Origin of the sequence: Inediibacterium massiliense, assembly GCF_001282725.1 — a bacterium.
In the GTDB taxonomy this organism is placed as follows: domain Bacteria; phylum Bacillota; class Clostridia; order Peptostreptococcales; family Thermotaleaceae; genus Anaerophilus; species Anaerophilus massiliensis.
Genome location: NZ_LN876587.1, coordinates 737,206 through 756,379, shown reverse-complemented (window position 1 = coordinate 756,379; position 19,174 = coordinate 737,206). Strand labels below are relative to the sequence as shown.

Below are 19,174 nucleotides of genomic sequence, written 5' to 3'. Positions count from 1 at the left end.
TTTATTTCATAAACAAAACTCAGCAAAAGGCAACTTCATCCCAAATAATTTTACTATGAATGAAGTTGCCTTTTATATAGTATTTATTTTCATTATAGCACATAATTTTTATCTTTCTTTAAAATTATTATGGATTCACTAAATAAATTCAGTTGTTTACTGTTTTTTTAGATATAAAATAATTACAGATTGTTCTGGAATACTTGCTCCTGGTTTTGGAAATTGATCTACAATAATTGTATCTGGATTGTCTACTTCATAAGGCTCTGTTTCATATTGCAACTTATGTTCTCCTAATACTTTCGCAGCAGCAGTTAATGTCTTATTTCTCACTTCTGGAACTACTACTTGATTTTTCTTGTATTCCTTAGCCTCTACATCATTAAATTTTGGTTCTACATCTAAATATCTTAGAGTGTCTTGTAAAATATCATGAGCCGCAGGCGCTGCTGTTTGACTTCCAAAATGCACTCCTTGTGGTTCATCAATTACTACTAAAACAGCAATTTTAGGATCATCAACAGGTGCAAGTGCTATAAATGAAGAATATACTTTTCCTTTAGCATACTTTCTATTTTCTATTTTATCTGCTGTTCCAGTCTTTCCACCAATTCTATACCCAGGAATATATGCATTTTTTCCTGATCCACTAGATACTACAGATTCCATAATTAATCTTAAATCTGCTGCTGTTTTTTCAGAAACTACCTGTCTAATCATTTTAGGTTCATATCGATGCATAACATTTCCAGAATCATCTACTAATTCTTTTACAATTCTAGGTTGCATGAGTTTTCCATCATTTCCAATAGCAGATATAGCATTGATTAGTTGTAGTGGTGTCACAGAAATTCCGTGCCCATAAGACATGGTAGCTAACTCCACAGGCCCTACATATTTTTTATTTTGTAAAATCCCACCACTTTCTCCTGGCAAATCAATTCCTGTAGGCTTTTTAAATCCAAAAGCTTCTATATAATCATAGTATTTATCTACTCCTAATCGTTGAGCTACTTCTATAAAAACTGGGTTACATGAATTTTGAACCGCTTGTGTAAAAGTTTCTGCTCCATGAGGATTATAATATCTCCAACATCTTAATCTTTGCCCTGCTACCATAATATATCCCTTGCAATAAAAAGGAGAATTTGGAGTCACTACTCCTTCTTCTAACCCAGCTGCGGATGTAATCAGCTTGAAGGTAGACCCTGGTTCATAAGTATCACTAATAATTGGATTTCTCCACATATCATTCCATATTTTACTTTTCCCTTTTTGATCTGTATTTTCATATTCTCTTTTTTGATTTTCATCTAAAGGGGTTCTCGGATCATTTGGATTATAATCTGGCTTTACGGCCATAGCCAAAATATCTCCTGTTTTAGGTTCCATAACAATTCCAAATACTCTTTTAGCTTGAGTCTTCATAGCAGCATCTTCAATTGCTTTTTCTACAAAATGTTGTATTACTTCATCTATAGTTAATACAACATTTAATCCATTTTCTGCTTCATAATACTTATCTGTTCCATAATGTAGCTGTCTTCCTGCTGCATCTGTATTTTTAATCCATCTTCCTGGTAAACCACTTAAATATTTATCATATTGAAGCTCTATACCTATAAGTCCCTGGTTATCATAAGTGGTATGACCTAAAATATGAGACGCGAAATCTCCAAAGGGATAATGTCTTCTATTATCTTCTGCAATCCATATGCCCTTTAATTTTGCCTTTCTAACTTGATCTGCTTTATCTTTGTCAATCCACATTTTAAGTTTTATAAGTCCAACATTTCTTTGAGATAACTTTTCTTTTAATTCTTTCTCATCCATTTCAAGAATTTTAGCTAGTTTCTTTACTGTTGCATCCAATTCTTTAGATTCAATCACTTCTACTGGTCTTGCCCACACTGTATTGGTACTTGCGCTAATAGCTAATTCCTTTCCTTTACGATCATAAATAGTTCCTCTTTTAGCCGGAATAGGAATATCCCTTGTCTGCTGAATATGTGCAAGCTGTCTATATTTTTCTCCATTTACAATTTGAATCCATCCAACTCTAAAAATCAATAAAAACAATACAGTGCTTACTACAAATAATAAAAGAACTAATCTTTTTTTATTAGCAATAGTAGGTGTTGCCAATGATACTGCCCCCTTATAATCAAATACTAATCTAATAACCCTATTATTTTGCTTGCAGTTTTTTTGATGACTGCTACTAGACCAGTCTGATCTCTTTCTTCATATTTTTGTGCTTTTTCTTGTGTATTTAAAGCATTTTGTATGCTATTGCTATTTACATGAATAAATTCCATTTGTGATTTTTCAGGATACTGCATTCCTAGTTCTTCTGTTGCTTTTTTTTCAATCCAATCACTTCTTTTGATTTCTTCCACTTCTACTTTTAAATTTTCTATTTGTGCCTCCATTTGATGAATATCTTTATTCATTCCATTAATTTTATATTTTAATTCTGTTAGTTTCGCATATCCTAATAAAATTCCTATACATAAACTTCCTACTATTAAAAGTCCAAAAATAATTTGTAGCTTGTGACTTGCTTTGATTTTTTTCTCTGTATTTTTCTTTCTCTCATTTTTAGGTTCAGGTTGTAAATATTTCTCATTCATATGCTTATATTTCCGCTGTGCTATTATCAAACTTATTCCCCCCCCTCTTTTTTTAGAACTTTTAAATCTTCTCTGCTACTCTTAATTTCGCACTTCTAGATCTTGGATTTTCCTCCACCTCTGTATCAGATGGTAAAATAGGTTTTTTAGATATTCTTTTTAAAACAGCTACTCCTCCACATTGACATATAGGATACTCTTTAGGACATTTGCAAGCCGTACTCAAATCTTTAAAAACATTCTTAATAATACGATCTTCTAAAGAATGAAATGTAATAATACAAATTCTTCCTCCTTCATTTAATTTTTCTGAAACATCTCGTACTGTATCTTCTAAAATTCCCAATTCATTATTTACTTCTATTCTTATGGCTTGGAAAGTTCTTTTGGCAGGATGAGGCCCTTCTCTTCTTGCTGCAGCAGGAATTGCCTTTTTAATGACTTCTACTAATTCCCCTGTAGTTTCAATAGGCTTTGATGCTCTTTCTTTTACAATAAAGCTTGCAATTCTTTTAGCCCATCTATCTTCACCATATTCTTTGATAATTCTTGCTATCTCTTTTTCATCATAATCATTGACAACATCTCTTGCAGTAAAATTTCCTCTTCGATCCATTCTCATATCCAAAGGAGCATCGTGCATATAAGAAAAACCTCTACTTTCTTCATCAAGTTGATAAGAGGAAACCCCTAAATCTAATAAAATACCATCTATTTTTTCTATTTGATTGTCTTCTAATATCTTTTTAATATTAGAAAAATTATTATGTACAAAAAGTTTTTGATTATCATAGATGCTTAATCTATTTTGAGCTGCACATAAAGCTTCTTGATCTTGATCTATCCCAATAAGGAGTCCATCTTTTCCTAATTTTTCACAAATTTTTTGCGAATGACCTCCTCCCCCTAATGTTCCATCTACATAAATGCCATTAGGCTTTATATTCAAATTTTCAATACATTCTTCTAATAATACAGAAACGTGTTTAAAATCCAAAACTACACCTGCTTTCTACTTTTTAACATATTATCTACACATAGGATCTAAAATATTTAAATTCCTAGTTCAACCATTTTTTCTGCTATATCATCATAGCTTAGATCTGCCATATCATTATAAGTTTCCCATTCTTCTTTACTCCAGATTTCTACTCTTGTAGATACTCCAATAATAATTACTTCTTTTTCCACCTTTGCATGAGATCTTAGATTCGGTGCAATGGTAATTCTCCCTTGCTTATCTAATTCGCATTCAGTAGCTCCGGAGAAAAAAAATCTTACAAAAGCTCTCGCCTCTTTATTAGTGAATGGCAAACTTTTTAATTTTTCCTCAATTTCTCTCCATTCCTTAAGAGCATATACAAATAAGCAATGATCTAAACCTTTTGTCATAATGAATTTTTCCCCTAATTCATCTCTGAATTTTGAAGGAATAATCACTCTTCCCTTAGTATCAATTGTATGAAAATATTCTCCAATAAACAAATTTTTTCACCCCATTTTAGGAAAGAGTCCCCACTTCTCACCACTTCTCACCACTACTATTTCTATAGGAATAGAAAAAATCCTTCTAATAAAATATATTTTTTTATAGGTAGATGCTCCTATTTTTATAAGAGTAATGAAATTTCTTCCTAAATTAGCATTTTTTATTGTATAAAACAAAAATACCTTTTAGCTCATGCTTAAAGGTATTTTTGTTTTATACAACTACTTCTTTATTTTGATTTTTATAAAATGTAGTAATTAATTCATCTAATTGAACGCTAACTCTATAAATTTGCTCGTAATTTGACTCTACTTGTATAAGGTCATTTAATCTCTGTCTTAAAATTTCTATTTCTTTCTTCACCATCTCTACACCCCATGTTTTGTAAAATTCATACGTGTATATACTATTACAATTTCCAATTCATGTCAACAGCATTCTATGACAATATAATTACAGTTTTATGACATTTCTATGTATTCATGAAAATTCATTAAAATATATACTCTATTCGACTTTTTTAATTACTTGTCTTTTTCGACCTATATACAGTAAAATTCCACAAATCATAACAGCACCAAGGCTTACCAATTGTGCAACTCTAAAGGAACCAAGCATTAAACTATCTATGCGAAGACCCTCAATAAAAAATCTTGCTACAGAATATAACATTGCATAAAGTAGGAATATTTCTCCATTAAATTTTTTCTTTTTATCATACCAAAGAAGAAATATAAATACACATAAATTCCATGTAGATTCATATAAAAAAGTAGGATGTACTCGTACACCATCTACTGTAATAGCCCATGGAAGATTTGTAGGCCTTCCATATGCTTCTTGATTCACAAAATTCCCCCATCTTCCAATGGCTTGCCCTAAAATAATACTTGGTGCAAATAAATCTGCCATCTTTCTAAAGGAAAGTTTATGTTTCTTGCAATAAAAGTATCCTACTAAAACTCCTCCTATAACACCTCCATGAATGGCCAATCCTCCTTCTCTAATATTGACCATATGATAAATATTTCCTGCATAATCACTAAAGTTAAAAAGAACATAGTACGTTCTTGCTCCTATAATAGCTACAGGAATAGCAAAAAGAAGAAGATCAAAGATATGATCCTCTTTAATATTTTCTTTTTTTGCTCTTTTTAATACTAAAAGAGTTCCTAATACCATTCCTATAGAAATCAAAATTCCATACCATCTTATTTCTAATCCAAATAATTGAAAGGCAATGGGATCCAATAAAATCAACTCCTTTTCCAAATCGTATACATATTAAAATTCATATTTTTTATTCAAAGTCTTTTGGAGAAATAATAGATAATACGCAACGATCTTGATTAAAATGTTCTTTAAATCTTTTTTGAATATAGTCAAATTCCATTTCTTTAAGAGTCGTAATATAATCAAAAATATTAATCCCCTTAAAATGATAAGCGACAAAAGTAGTAGCAATAAATTCTACAGAATTGTAATAACTTACATGCTCTCCAATATGTTTTCTTTTGATTCTTTCAAAATCTTCTTGATTAAGACCTGACATTTTAAGATTTTCAATGTGATCTAAAACTTTTTTAAATACTTCCTTTGGATTTTTAGATTCTCCTCCAATCATAGAATGTCCATAGCCCATTTCTCCTGTATATTCATTTTCAAATGTATCATTGATAAGCCCTTCTTCATAAAGCTTTGTATAGAAGGAGGAACTTCTTCCAAATACCATATCCAATATTATTTTTGTAGCAATATCTTTTTTTAACAACTCTTTTCCATCTAAAGAATTTTCTATATCTTTAAATGCAATATTAAAAAGAGGAATAGAAACATCTAAATGTTCTTCTATGGTATTTTGTACAATAGTATTTGGCTCATCAGGATAAATTCTTTCGATCTTTTCTTTTATCTTCTCTTTCTTTTTTTGATTTTTTTCAATAATAGAAAATACCTTATCACAATCTAGATCGCCTACCACAAATAAAATCATATTCGAAGGATCATAAAAAGTATTATAGCACTTATATAAGTCTTCCTTTGTTATTTTAGAAATACTTTCTATCGTACCTGCAATATCTATTTTTACAGGATGATTGTGATACATTGCCTTTAGAGAATTAAAAAACACCTTCCAATTTGGGTTATCATCATACATTTTTATTTCTTGCCCAATAATCCCCTTTTCTTTTTCTACATTTTCATCTGTAAAATAAGGAGATTGCACAAAATGAACCAAAAGCTCAAGATTTTCATAAAATTTGTCAGTTGAAGAAAAAAGATAGCAAGTAGAATTAAAATTTGTATATGCATTTACATTAGAACCTAATTCAGAAAATTTATCAAATATACTTCCCTCTGGTTCTTCAAATAATTTATGCTCTAAAAAATGGGCAATGCCATCTGGAACTTGTGTTACTTCACTTTCTCCTGGAATGATAAACTTACTATCATTTGATCCATAGTTGGTAGCAAAGATCGCATATTGTTTCGTATATCCTTCTTTGGGCATAAAGAAAATCTTAAGTCCATTGGATAATTCTTTTACAAACATTTTTTCTTTTAATACTTTACTGTTTATTTCATTTCCACTCATTTATTTAACCTCCTCTTTCCCTGTAAGGAAGTATATAGTATCTAGCTTTATATTTTGTCCTACTTTTATAATATCTTCTTTTGTGACACTCCTAATTTTTTCTATCATCTCTTCTATCGTATCTTCGTTATGAGAAATAGCTTGGGTATAATAAAAATCAGAAAGCATATAAGGACTGTCTGTCATAGAGCGAATAGAAGTAATAATAGAATTTTTTGCACTTTCTATATCTTCTTGTGAAAACTCTCCTTTATTCATAGATGATACTTGTTCTTTTACTAAAGATAAAGTTTTCTCATAATTTTCAAATTCTATTCCAGAGCTTATAAGCATAAGTGACTTAAACTTGTCCACTCTAGAATAAATATAATAGCAGAGGCTTTCTTTTTCACGTATATTTCTAAATAATTTGGAATTGGCTCCTCCTCCTAAAATATTAGAATAAACAATTAAAGGCTGATAAAGCTCACTTTCAAAAGGAATATTTGTTCTATATCCTAAAGAAAGCTTTCCTTGGTTTACATCCATAGGTTCTTTTATAAGTTTTACTTCATATAGGTCTTTCTCTATTTTTTCTCTTTCTACCAAAACAACTTCCTTTTGATCAATTTTAATATTTTCTTTGATCATTTTCTCCATATTGTCTGGATTAAAATCTCCCACTACACAAATGTCCACAACAGATGTATGAAGAATTTCTTGATAATGTCTATAAAGTTCTTCTTCAGATAATTTTTCTAATTCTTCTACACTTCCATAAACATATAAAGCATAATTTTCATCTTTGCACATTTCTTCTACGCAACGGTCATATGCATACTTCATTTTATCATTTTTTCTGCCTTCAATTTTTTCTTTTAAATTTTCTTTTTCTTGATTTACATAATCTTTTTTAAACAAACCATTTGTGATATAAGGATCATTGATAAATTCATTTAAAATATTCATTCCCTTTTGAAAAATTTCTGGGTCCTCTATATAATTTCCATTAGGAAGCTTCATAAAAAATTGTAAAATATTTCTTTCTCCTTTTTTAGCTACATCACAACCTATATATGAGCCATACAAATACTCTAATACTTTTGCGATCTCTTTAGAAGTAGGATATGTTTTGGTTCCTCTTGGTAGAATCATAGAGAGTAGTGCATTTTGGGTAACTTCTTCTTTTTTAAGAGGTCTTTGAAAATATACACTAATCAAATTGGTTTTAAATTTGTCTGTTTGAATCATATGTAGATTTATATGCTCTCCTATTTGAATAGGTTTTAATTTTTTTAACAAATAAACTCCCTCCTTAAATTTATATTTCCTTATATATTTATATCTTAAAACCTGCATATTGTCACTACTTATTATGGTTAATTTTTTCCAATCTATTCATTTAAATCATCTATGCTCCAATCATCTACATTCATCAAACGTATCCTAAATTCTAATTCTTCAGTGACTTGATTTGTTTTTCCCCAACCCTTCATATATTCAAATTCTATACTTTCTGTCTTTTTTTCCTTTATAAAATCTTTAAGATAATGTTGATCTTCTATTTTATCTACAATGTCATCTACTCCAATCAAAAATATTTTACCCACTCCATATTGTTGCAATTGTTGTATACTGTCTTCTATCTCTTCTTTTTTTGATCTCATTTGAACAAATTTTATTTTTCTTTCCTCATATCCAATACTTATTAGTTCCTCTTTGATTTTATCCATAAAAACTCTTTCCTGCTGAAGAGCTTTAGGATTGATGGAACGATCCATCTTTTCAAAAACACTTCCCATAAGTATGATCCCTGTTTCTACTTTTTTATATTCTGTATCTACTATTTTGTTTGCAATAGACTTAGGAATTTTTTCACTATCCCATAGTGAAGGCATAAATTTAATTTGATCATTTGCTTTATAAAGATTCTCTACCTCTAAAGTATGTACAATATATTCATAATCTTTTGTTTCTGTCAAAAAAACAGGAGCTACCACTATTTTTTCATAATTTCCCTTTATAATCATCTGAATCACCTGAGAATAATAAGGCGTATTATTCAAATAAGATACATACACATCATATCCATGATCCAATTTATTTTTAAGTTCTGTATGAATCTTTTGGGCAGTATCTATATATCTACTCATCCCTGCTTCTTCATATATTCTTTTATAAGAATAAAGTTCATAGGGCATAAGGATCTTATCCTTTATATTGGGTTTTCTATTCATATTATATAATAATATAGGGATATTATATTGCATAGGTTCTCCATCAAAAATTAACAATACAGCTGTATTATGATTCTTCTCTATAGAGATACCCTCACTTTGCACATTGGATTCATATTCAAAAAAATGCAAATTATATCCGCCTATACACATACCTATTATTATTCCTAAAATAGCTACCCATAAAGAATATACATTTTTTATTTTTATATTCTTTATAAATGTATATAAAAATATAGTAATACATACTATACTTACTCTCTCTATATGACAATCCCCTACAAGATACACAATAATGAGTATTCCAAATAAAATAGATAAAGACAAATCCTTCATACTTTTACTAGATATCATAGTCTCACCCCTTATTGTATTGTATTGAAGCTTTTTATAAAATATGTGAAGAATATAGAGGATTGCCTTCTCTACATTTATCCGTTATAATTGAATTTGTATAAAAACACAGATCGTTTGAAAGGAAGAATTATAGATGAAATTAGGTATCGTAGGTCTACCCAACGTAGGAAAAAGTACATTATTCAACGCTATTACAAAAGCTGGTGCTGAATCTGCAAATTATCCATTTTGTACGATAGAACCAAATGTAGGTGTAGTTTCTGTTCCAGATCACAGATTAGATGTATTACAAAAAATGTATGATTCTCAAAAAATTGTTCCAACTGCTATAGAATTTTATGATATTGCAGGCCTTGTAAGAGGAGCAAGTAAAGGCGAAGGTTTAGGAAATAAATTTCTATCTCATATTCGTGAAGTTGCAGCAATTGTTCATGTAGTAAGATGTTTTGAAGATGAAAATATTGTACACGTAGAAGGATCTGTAGGTCCCCTACGAGACATTGAAACTATCAATCTTGAACTTATTTTTTCAGATATTGAGGTAATTGATCGTCGTATTCAAAAGACTAGAAAATTACTTAAAGGAGATAAATCTCTTCAAAAAGAATTAGAACTTCTAGAACGTATTAAAGAAACACTAGAAGAAGGAAAATCTGCTAGAACTCTAGATTTAACAGATGATGAAAGAGAAGTAGTAAAAGGATATAGCCTTCTTTCTTATAAACCTATTATCTATGTTGCTAACGTTTCTGAAGAAGACCTTTTAGAAGGTGCAGAAAATGATATGGTAAAAGAAGTAAGAGGTCATGCTCAAGAAGAAAATGCAGAAGTAGTAGTAGTTTGTGCAAAAATAGAAGCTGAAATATCAGAGCTTGATGATGAAGAAAAACAACAATTCTTAGAAGAATTAGGACTTGAAGAATCTGGACTTGATAAATTAATCAAAGCTGGATATAGATTATTAGGTCTTATGAGCTTTTTAACTGCTGGTCCTCAAGAAGTACGTGCATGGACTATTAAAATAGGTACCAAGGCACCACAAGCTGCTGGAAAAATCCATACAGATATTGAAAGAGGATTCATTCGAGCTGAAACTATTTCCTTTGATGATTTAGTACAAGCAGGAAATATGACTACTGCAAAAGAAAAAGGCGTTGTAAGACTTGAGGGAAAAGAATATGTTGTACAAGATGGAGATGTAATATTATTTAGATTTAATGTGTAAATAATATTGAAGTTAAAAACAAATGAATATCATCTATAAATAGCTTGATATCAACCATATAACACATTATTTTGTTGGTTTATAAAACAGTAATTTAATAATTTACTGCAATTTTACTACAACCGGTTAAAAAACACCTCTAAATTCAACTTTAGAGGTGTTTTCCTATTTGAAAATCGTATTAAGTTTTTCAGCAGCTTCTTCTTTCATATCTAATGAAACATGAGAATAAATATCTAAGGTTGTTGTGATACTACTATGTCCTAATAACTCTTGAACTACTTTCGGATGTTCATTCATTCTCAATAATTCTCTAACTTAGGCAGATGTCTAGATGCTATTTCGAAAATTTCGGATTTTGTCCAAATCTCGTAATCACCAATAATATAAAATCGATACTTTGCTCTTGTTGCTGCTACATTCAGTATGTTTCTATTCACCCACTTAACAGCGCCCATTGCATTTTTATCACAACCTAGTGCAAAAATCACTTCATTTGCTTCTTTGCCTTGAAACTTATGAACAGTACCCAGACTCTCATCAAGCCAGTCCTCAAAGTAATCAAATTTAGATAAACTTTTGTCTTTACTTAGTAAATCTCTCAATGCGTTAATTACCGTAGTAAATGGTGAAATTATATATAGACTAGGCTTGCTAGAATCTCCAGCCGTACTACTATATGTATTAAAACTCTTCTTAACCAACTCCAATATTGCCTTCCCTTGCTCTCTGACATAATGATTCTTATGCCCTACTTCTGTACCTTTAATATCTATCCAACACGAGTTTAAGATCAGGAATTTATTACATGATGATTCATCAGGCTGATTCGTCTGATACTTCATAGTTTTTCCATAGGAAAGTTCATTCGAAATATCAAACATAGGATTAATACATCTTCTATGTACAACCAGTGGACAACCCACCCAATCCCCTTTACTTTCTATCAATGATTGATCTTTTATAAAAGATCCAATTGGATTAATCGCATCCGCAAAGCCTTGTACAGAAAGCGTCTTATTCTGATAGGAAGATAAAATATCATCGGAGAATGCCTTCATAATGATTTCCGTATCTGATGTAACAACAGGTTCAACTTGTTTAGGATCACCAACTATGATTGCTTTCCTAGATCTCCAAAGAGCACCTAACGCAATTTGTGGGGTTGCCTGACCTGCCTCATCAACAATAAGCAACCCTATACTATTTCCTTGTTTTACATTTTTTAAGAATCTTCCTACTGATGCAAATGTCGTTGAAAAAACTGGTGTAAGCAAAAACAATGTATTTAACAAATGAGGAAATGCCTGGTCTTTATGTTCAGGATAAAAAACCTTAATTTCATTATTTTCATCACCTACATATCCCCATAACATTCCAAGTAAGTTGAAATTACATCTACACGATTTTGATGATAAAATAAAATTTTTATGCAGCTGTAGAGCATAGTAAAATAACTTCTCTCGTTCTCTATTAAAATCACTAGTAATCCAAGGGTTAGTAAGTTGAGCCTTGGTAGACGCTTTCTCATCTTTTGAGTTCAAATTTTCCCAAAATTCATTGTCAATAATAGCTCTAGTTGCTTTTATATAATCAAGCTTTTCATTCAGAACTTTCATTGCTTGCTCAATTTTTTGATGTAATTCTAATTTTGAACTGTCAATTTCATTTAACTTCTTTCTGTACTCTTCTAAAACATTCAAATTATCATCAATACTATTATCAATTTTTTTAATTTTCTTTTGAAGATCACGTTGTTGTCTCAAGAGTTTTTTTATCTCACCTTTATGTTCCTTTAGCTTTTTTCTTACTTTCATTAGATCATTGTGAATCTCAGTGCGCTTTACTTTTTCTCTATCTACTTCATTCATCTTTTCTGTTTTATAGAATTTGTAGATAAGCTTATCGATAAGTCCAATGTTTTCTTCCATTTTTTTAATCGTGTCACTAATATTTTTTAGGTTCTCTTCATTTTGAAATACATCGGCTTCTAACAATTCAACTTCGACATATTCATCCTGCCTCTTCTCTTCAATCTTAGAAACCTCAATCTCTTTAATTTTTTTACTCCTTGATAAGTTATTATTCTCATCTATAACTTTATTGATCTGTTTCTTTAACTTATTCTCAGAGTCTTCAAGATCGCGAAGTTTCTTCTCAATTTTCTTTTTCCTAATTTCAAAATCTTTTTCTGCTTTTAAATCTAATATTAGCTCTTTCTTTAGCTTCTCTACCAGTTTTAATTGACTAAGAAACTTCTTTCTAGAAACTTCATACTGAATTAACCGTTCACTACAGGTTTTTGTATATTTCATTGCGGTTTTAACAAAGTGACTTAAAACATTATAGTAATAAGTATTTAAATTAGATTTTTTTCCAAGAGGAGCTGAAATTAATCCCCATGTATTGATCTCTTTTGGATCTGTTCCGTTCTCCCCATTAGTGAGCCTTTTGTGGGCTAACCAGGAAAAGTATATATCTTCTTTAAACTCTTTAACTTCAATTTTTTTCTTAGCATTCTTATCTTTTTCAGCTTCAGGATTATCTCTATATTCACTGTACAATTCTTTGGTCTTGCATTTCGAAATATCAAACAAATCATGATTTTGTCTTAATTTCATTGTGTCTTTAGTATTATCAGATAGACTTGGACTTAACCCTTTTAGCAGGCTGTTTGAGTTCGGAAGTTCAACAGTAATATTTTCGACTGCAGCATTATTGTTAGATGCAACCAACATACTATGATGATTAATAGACTCATCTTTAAATACATAATAGTTAGGAAAAAATTGATGATATACTTTTTTCTTCCCTTGATCATCATAAAATGAAATGGGAAAAAATGCGTCATCTGGATTATCATATTCAGATAACTTTATTGCTCGCTCAACAATATTGTGTGCAATTATTTCTTTTAACAGTGTTGTTTTACCTGTTCCGGGAGGTCCATTTACCGAAAATATATTCTGCAATTCATTTTCAAACATTCCATAATTAATTGCTACTTGTTGCATCAACGCAGGATTAAACTTCGAAGGCCATTTACCCAGTGAAATATTTTCAATAGAAAGCACAGATTCCAGCTCATGCTTGTCAGTACGTATATTTATTTTATTTTCTTCAATATGTTTTGGTTTCTTATCTGAATAATATCGATTTATTATATATTCAATAACATCATTTTGCATATCATTAAACGAATCTAGTTGACTTAGCTCGCTACTTATCATTGATAAATCATCTGAGTAAAAGCTCTTGACTAGTTCACTGACATCTTCTAGTTTCTCCTCTTCCTTTTCTTTTATCTCCTCATTTTTAAATCTTGAATAAATGAATACGCCCACTTTTTTCGTGTATGATTCTAGTTCCAGTGGCACAATATATTTGTCAAACAGTAACTTGTAAATCTTATCGATGAACTCATTATTAACCTTTAAGTCATCACCAAATTCTCGCTCAATCAATTCAACTTCATCTTGATAATCATCATGAGAAATCCCTTTATGCTTCTTATCCTTATTTGCATAACATTTGTAGACGCCCCAAATGAGTGGGGACACTTGCAAGCTTTTTTCCTCATATTCCCCGGTGAAAGAACTTTTAAATGTGAATAAACAAATATCATCAATTTCCTTCTCCTGTCTTTTGTCCTCAACCTTTAACACCTCATAGAGTTTTCGGACTATACCCTCACGCTGCACTTTGCCGTAGCATATATGACCTATGCTACTAACCTCTTGATGAAACTTATAATTCTCATCATCTTTTTTTACCTTATCACTGATTTCACATTGACCTTTCAATTCAGTATAGATCGTGAATTTGTTATACTTAATACCTTTAGGATCAGTATTTTTCGTATTAATTGAATATTCTCTGACCCTATCTGTGATTTTCCGGCTTATATAATCTTGTTTAGGAAACTTCTCTTGAGTCAAAATCTCAATTATATACCAAAAATTTACTATTTTTTTTGTTACTTTCTTTTTTTCCAACAGTATTCTCCTCATCATCTATAGTAATCAATCCAATTAACCGCCATTATCCCCATTACCCACTTCCATAACTCAAATAGAAGCGATTCCTCAAAACCCGAACTTACTTGTGATACGGTTCTCCATTTCATATCTTAAACAACTACATACCTTCGCTTCTCATTATGGACATACTAAGTATATGTGATATTAAAGAACAATCATTTATAACAAAATAATACAATACTCTTTGTCATTATTAATACTGCCATGATTTCAATTTAATCTACATCTAATATATTAATTAGATGAATTTTGTAGAATTCCTTTGACTATTATTGTCGTTTTTTCCCTTGTTTCGTCAATTCAAAAACGAGAATCACTTCACACATCAACTCCCAATTCTTGTTAAATACTGAATATTTTTCGTTTGTTATATAAGCTAAATTATCATTCTTTAATGCATATTATCATAATCTCATTCAGACAAATATCACTGTAAAGTATGAACTTATAAAATAAACTTATAACTCCAATTTTATAATCTTTAATCGTCTCTCATAACATTTCTAAAAAAATAGTAGAAATTAGCGTTATTTGAAACTATGCTGACTCCTAAATAAGCTCAAATCTTTATTGATTGAAATATAATTTTTCTCGCCTAACACATCATCTATCAAACCAGCCTTAATTAAAATATTAATGTATACTGCATTTACTGCAATTTTACCACAAATACGATACTCTATAATAGATTTATTGATATATAATAGATACGTCATGGACATAAAAATACTTATTATCATCCTTTTTCATCTAAAAAATTCTATAAATCAGGTTCAATGTATAATAATTTCAAAATATATTAAAAACTCGATTCAGAACGAATCGAGTTTTTCTCTTAAATAAAAAAATTTTATTCCACTTTTTTAATAATCAACTTTACCTTAAGACATTCTTGAAAATCGAATAGGTTTATCATATCTACAATGCATTCAATCATATATTTTTTTTCTATAGCCATAGATACAGTTTTACTGAAATATCTAGGAATATACCCTAATTTTATTTTTTGATCATTACATACTATTACTGCAAATTGATCAAACTCATTGTTATTTTCTTGAAATAATTTAAGTTCAAAGCCCTCTTTAATATTTAAATCTTGAAAGTTTGTTTTAGATTCTTTTAGATAATATCTCGTACCTGCTACATAAAATTTTCTCTCAATTTTTTCAAAATCATAGCTTAAAAAAATAGGCTCAACAAACTCTAATGTATCAATTGGTAACTTACCTCCATTTTTCTTTAAGAATTCAAAAGCATCATATCTCTCTAGTCCATATTTCTTCAAAATTTCATCAATATTTCTTCTTCTCTTATCTGGAAGTCTAGTAGAAAATACTGGAAACATTTTGTCATTTTCATATGTGCTGTTTAATTGTGAAAAAGATGGTAATAATTCGAAGTTGTATTTTTTTGCTTCCTTTACTCCTTCTAAATCATATCTAAAATAATACATTTCATTTTCTTTATACAATTCTCCAATTTTATAACGTTGTCTCTTTACTGGATCTTGCCAAATTAACCAAAGAATTTCTCTACTTTTATTCATTTTTAACACCTACCATCAAATCTCTTCTATCTAATAAAAATTTGCATATTAGTCTTTTTCTATTCAAATAGACTCCAATTAAATATAATATGCAAGCCCAAGATCATCTATTTCTTAGGCTTTACTTATATAATTAAGAGCTATTTAATTTTTTCTTTAAGTACTTCCTTAAGTAATTCAAGAGCACTTTCTTCTGTAGGATCGTTTGTTCCTAATTCTCCTCTAAAGACTTTTAATAAGATTGATTTTTTTATAAGTTCTATTTGGTCTTCTAGTTGGGTTAGTTCGTCAAGTAAATTTTCCTTATCGAGTAAATTTTCTATTATATCCACTATTTCATCTTGTTCTTCTCTAGATGGTATTGCTATAAAAATACTCCTGACTGATTTCTTATCAATTGATTTGGTTGTTACACCTCTAACATACTGCATGATATCTTTTTTGGAACTTATTGTCTTTAGATGATAATAAATATATTTTGAATTTATATGTGATGAAATTCTTAAGGCAAATAAATTCATTGCCAAAGAAGCTGGGTGGTTTAAATTTGGCATATAATACACCGTACCTGCATTTCCAATTTTACTAATAAGTATCTCTCCACCAAACAATTTACTTTTGCTAAGGAATTCATAGGCTTGCTTCGATATATATTTCATTAATGTAGTAAAATTATTTTGTTCAAAATTTGTTGCACGAATCATAAATGCGTAGTCTTTCTCATCTAACAGTTCAACATTTTCTTTTAATACTTTATAACTTCCATTAGCATGATAATCGGTTAAGTCCTCAATAATATCTGCTATTCTGCACCACTTCCAATTATTTGGAATCTTAACATCAGGATATTCATTTTCTATATATGAAGTATCTAATCTTTTGGGCCTTTTTCTACCTACTTCGTTTGCTTCTAAACAAGCCTTATTATAATTTTCTTCTTGTTCATAGCAAATTTTGTAAATAAGTTTCTCACCAGTTCCTACAATTTTATGTTCTTCCCGCCATTCTTTTGTCAATTCACCTCTAAATGCCTTTGTAAGAATAGCAGCTTTTCTATTTTCAAACCCTTCCCTTGCTTCCTCTATCAGTTCTTTTGCTTTGTTTATTTTAGAGAAAAGGCATTCTATTTTGTTTACGATGCGTTGTTGTTCTGCCAAAGTTGGGATGGGTATAGGAATCTCTTTCATCTTACTCTGCGTAAGTTTTAATCTAGTAGTACCATTTACATAGCCATGATAATTAAACTGATTTAAATAATGCATCAAATATAAATTACCATAATTCCCAAAATACGATTTTAGAATATGTGCATGATTATTTACCCAAGCTTTACCCTCAATAATGTATGCTTTATTTTTAAGCAGTTCATAAAATGGCGCTCCGTCTTCTCCTACTAATACTAACTCTTCGTCTGTCAAATAATCATCTATCCACCCTACCTGCCCAGTAGCACCATAGTAAGGAACATCTCCTTTTCTATTCTCTCTTTCTGTTGCATTAACAGGTTTCCTAAATCTATCTAGACACTCAGCTCCACCGTCTAAAAGCTTAACCCACACCCAATTACTTGGCACTTCATAAGGCTGGTCATCTTCTGGCACTATAGCTTCTTCTAGTAGTTCTTCTAAAGTTTTTTTCTTCTTTGCCATTACTTACCCTCCTCCAAGTGTTTAAGCTCTTTTATAACACTCATAAGAAGGTCTGTAGCTTCTTCAAGCTTTACTACTGCGTCTTCAGCACTTTCAATAGGATCTGGCAACTCATCATAATCTGTTAAGGATTCATCCTTAATAAGTCCTAAATCTAATGAATATCCCTTAGCTTTTATTTCATCTCTAGTGAATACATTCCATCTTTCATCTTTGATATTACTTCTATCCTCTGCTGTATAAGCTTTTATAAAATTCTCAAAATGCTCTTCTTTTAACATATTTCTTTTTCCAAAGGACTCCATATTGGTTCTTAAATCATAAAACCATACTTCCTTTGTGTTATCTTTATCTGTAGTTCCTCTCGTAAAGAAAAGTACATTAGTCTTTACTCCTTGAGCATAGAAAATACCTGTAGGTAACCTCAATATTGTATGAAGGTTACATTTATCCATCAAGTCTTCTCTAATTTTTTGTCCATCGCCATCTTGAAACAAGACATTATCAGGTAACACTACAGCTGCCCTTGCTTTACCATCCTTCTTTAATGATCGATAAATATGTTGAAGAAAGTTTAATTGTTTATTAGATGATAAATAAGTTAAATCATCTCTACTTGGTCTTTCTCCACCTTTTTTTGTTCCAAAAGGTGGATTTGTCATAACTACATCAAAATCCTTCATCTTTTTCCCAAGGTTAGATAAGCTATCTCCTAAATAAAGCTCTCCTTCTATCTCATGAAGCATTGCATTCATTAAAGCTAACCTATGGGTTTCATGTACTAGTTCACAACCTGTAAAAGCATCCTTTTTTTGAAACTCTTGCAGTTTTTCGTCCAAATCAAATAATTCATCTGTCTTATCTTTTATATATTGATCCGCAGCAATCATGAATCCAAAGGTTCCAGCAGCAGGGTCATTACATTTTTCCCCTGGTTGTGGATCTATTAACTGAACAATTACATTAATTAATGGTCTAGGAGTAAAATATTGTCCTGCCCCTGATTTTTTTTCATTGGCATTTTTCTCTAATAATCCTTCATAAAGATTTCCTAGTCCTTCTTCTTTTGCACTATACCAATCTAAGGCATCAATAGATTTTATGATTTTTTCTAAGTTTTTAGGCTCGTCTATATTAGAATTGGCATTGGTATAAATTTCTTTAATTTTTCCTTCTCCCTTTGTACCTAACTCTAATAATAATTTTCTATAAAAATTTTTAAGCTCAATCCCTTCTTTTTCAATCAATTTATCCCATCTATATTCTTCAAGGATATTCTTTTCTCTATTTGTTTCCTTTGCCATTTTTAAAAATAAGATATAGGTTAACTCTGTAACATATTGATGATATGTAATCCCATCATCCCTTAATACATTGCATAAATTCCAAAGTTTATTTACGATCTCTTGATTGTTCATAT

At 30.2% G+C, this 19,174-nt stretch carries 16 protein-coding genes; 1 reads left to right on the top strand and 15 read right to left on the bottom strand.

Annotation, left to right across the window (positions count from 1 at the left end; genetic code table 11):
* Positions 1-156: 156 nt before the first annotated feature.
* The 9 genes from BN2409_RS12125 to BN2409_RS12090 form a co-directional block, all read right to left on the bottom strand.
* Positions 157-2,145, bottom strand: coding sequence for a stage V sporulation protein D (locus tag BN2409_RS12125; RefSeq protein WP_053956887.1), 1,989 nt, complete (start codon positions 2,143-2,145; stop codon positions 157-159).
* 26 nt (positions 2,146-2,171) lie between these two features.
* Positions 2,172-2,663: a septum formation initiator family protein gene (locus tag BN2409_RS12120; RefSeq protein ID WP_053956886.1), complete on the bottom strand. Its 492-nt coding sequence runs from the start codon at positions 2,661-2,663 to the stop codon at positions 2,172-2,174.
* Positions 2,664-2,694: 31 nt separating this feature from the next.
* Entirely contained in the window at positions 2,695-3,630 is a 936-nt protein-coding gene (gene rsmH, locus BN2409_RS12115) for a 16S rRNA (cytosine(1402)-N(4))-methyltransferase RsmH (RefSeq protein WP_053956885.1), read from the bottom strand.
* Between the two features lie 56 nt (positions 3,631-3,686).
* Positions 3,687-4,118 (bottom strand): division/cell wall cluster transcriptional repressor MraZ, encoded by a 432-nt coding sequence (gene mraZ, locus BN2409_RS12110; protein WP_053956884.1) that lies wholly within the window; start codon positions 4,116-4,118, stop codon positions 3,687-3,689.
* 217 nt (positions 4,119-4,335) lie between these two features.
* The gene (locus BN2409_RS16945) at positions 4,336-4,488 is read right to left on the bottom strand and encodes an aspartyl-phosphate phosphatase Spo0E family protein (protein ID WP_110943109.1); all 153 of its coding nucleotides are present in this window, start codon (positions 4,486-4,488) and stop codon (positions 4,336-4,338) included.
* Between the two features lie 141 nt (positions 4,489-4,629).
* Positions 4,630-5,373 (bottom strand): prolipoprotein diacylglyceryl transferase, encoded by a 744-nt coding sequence (gene lgt / locus BN2409_RS12105; protein WP_053956883.1) that lies wholly within the window; start codon positions 5,371-5,373, stop codon positions 4,630-4,632.
* A 49-nt stretch (positions 5,374-5,422) separates the two neighbouring features.
* Positions 5,423-6,718 carry an EF-P 5-aminopentanol modification-associated protein YfmH gene (gene yfmH, locus BN2409_RS12100; RefSeq protein WP_053956882.1) on the bottom strand — a complete coding sequence of 432 codons (1,296 nt, stop codon included), beginning with the start codon at positions 6,716-6,718 and terminating at the stop codon, positions 5,423-5,425.
* The gene (gene yfmF / locus BN2409_RS12095) at positions 6,719-7,999 is read right to left on the bottom strand and encodes an EF-P 5-aminopentanol modification-associated protein YfmF (protein ID WP_053956881.1); all 1,281 of its coding nucleotides are present in this window, start codon (positions 7,997-7,999) and stop codon (positions 6,719-6,721) included.
* A 92-nt stretch (positions 8,000-8,091) separates the two neighbouring features.
* Positions 8,092-9,288: a hypothetical protein gene (locus BN2409_RS12090; protein WP_053956880.1), complete on the bottom strand. Its 1,197-nt coding sequence runs from the start codon at positions 9,286-9,288 to the stop codon at positions 8,092-8,094.
* Positions 9,289-9,424: 136 nt separating this feature from the next.
* Here BN2409_RS12090 and ychF point away from each other — a divergent pair, with 136 nt between their 5' ends.
* Positions 9,425-10,516, top strand: coding sequence for a redox-regulated ATPase YchF (gene ychF, locus BN2409_RS12085; RefSeq protein WP_053956879.1), 1,092 nt, complete (start codon positions 9,425-9,427; stop codon positions 10,514-10,516).
* A gap of 165 nt (positions 10,517-10,681) precedes the next feature.
* Here ychF and BN2409_RS17670 read toward each other — a convergent pair whose 3' ends face one another.
* From BN2409_RS17670 to BN2409_RS12060, 6 genes are all read right to left on the bottom strand, one after another.
* On the bottom strand, positions 10,682-10,816 hold the full coding sequence (locus BN2409_RS17670; protein WP_053956878.1) for an integrase: 135 nt from the start codon (positions 10,814-10,816) through the stop codon (positions 10,682-10,684).
* Positions 10,817-10,818: 2 nt separating this feature from the next.
* Positions 10,819-14,511 carry an AAA domain-containing protein gene (locus BN2409_RS12075; RefSeq protein WP_053956877.1) on the bottom strand — a complete coding sequence of 1,231 codons (3,693 nt, stop codon included), beginning with the start codon at positions 14,509-14,511 and terminating at the stop codon, positions 10,819-10,821.
* Positions 14,512-15,083: 572 nt separating this feature from the next.
* Positions 15,084-15,272, bottom strand: coding sequence for a hypothetical protein (locus BN2409_RS17275; RefSeq protein WP_199873015.1), 189 nt, complete (start codon positions 15,270-15,272; stop codon positions 15,084-15,086).
* Between the two features lie 134 nt (positions 15,273-15,406).
* A complete protein-coding gene (locus BN2409_RS12070) occupies positions 15,407-16,105 on the bottom strand; it encodes an HIRAN domain-containing protein (RefSeq protein ID WP_053956876.1) in 699 nt (232 codons plus the stop codon).
* Positions 16,106-16,245: 140 nt separating this feature from the next.
* Complete coding sequence (locus BN2409_RS17270) at positions 16,246-17,754, bottom strand: restriction endonuclease subunit S (RefSeq protein WP_053956875.1); 1,509 nt, start codon at positions 17,752-17,754, stop codon at positions 16,246-16,248.
* Positions 17,754-19,172, bottom strand: coding sequence for a class I SAM-dependent DNA methyltransferase (locus BN2409_RS12060; RefSeq protein WP_053956874.1), 1,419 nt, complete (start codon positions 19,170-19,172; stop codon positions 17,754-17,756). Before BN2409_RS12060 ends, BN2409_RS17270 begins: the two co-directional genes overlap by 1 nt.
* Positions 19,173-19,174: the final 2 nt, after the last annotated feature.

What these genes read in the sequence shown, in the direction of transcription:
- BN2409_RS17270 (WP_053956875.1), bottom strand. Translation starts at nt 17,754, where the DNA reads ATGGCAAAGAAGAAAAAAACTTTAGAAGAACTACTAGAAGAAGCTATA.
- BN2409_RS17670 (WP_053956878.1), bottom strand. Translation starts at nt 10,816, where the DNA reads ATGAATGAACATCCGAAAGTAGTTCAAGAGTTATTAGGACATAGTAGT.
- BN2409_RS12060 (WP_053956874.1), bottom strand. Translation starts at nt 19,172, where the DNA reads ATGAACAATCAAGAGATCGTAAATAAACTTTGGAATTTATGCAATGTA.
- yfmH (WP_053956882.1), bottom strand. Translation starts at nt 6,718, where the DNA reads ATGAGTGGAAATGAAATAAACAGTAAAGTATTAAAAGAAAAAATGTTT.
- BN2409_RS12070 (WP_053956876.1), bottom strand. Translation starts at nt 16,105, where the DNA reads ATGAATAAAAGTAGAGAAATTCTTTGGTTAATTTGGCAAGATCCAGTA.
- BN2409_RS16945 (WP_110943109.1), bottom strand. Translation starts at nt 4,488, where the DNA reads ATGGTGAAGAAAGAAATAGAAATTTTAAGACAGAGATTAAATGACCTT.
- BN2409_RS17275 (WP_199873015.1), bottom strand. Translation starts at nt 15,272, where the DNA reads ATGACGTATCTATTATATATCAATAAATCTATTATAGAGTATCGTATT.
- BN2409_RS12090 (WP_053956880.1), bottom strand. Translation starts at nt 9,288, where the DNA reads ATGATATCTAGTAAAAGTATGAAGGATTTGTCTTTATCTATTTTATTT.
- ychF (WP_053956879.1), top strand. Translation starts at nt 9,425, where the DNA reads ATGAAATTAGGTATCGTAGGTCTACCCAACGTAGGAAAAAGTACATTA.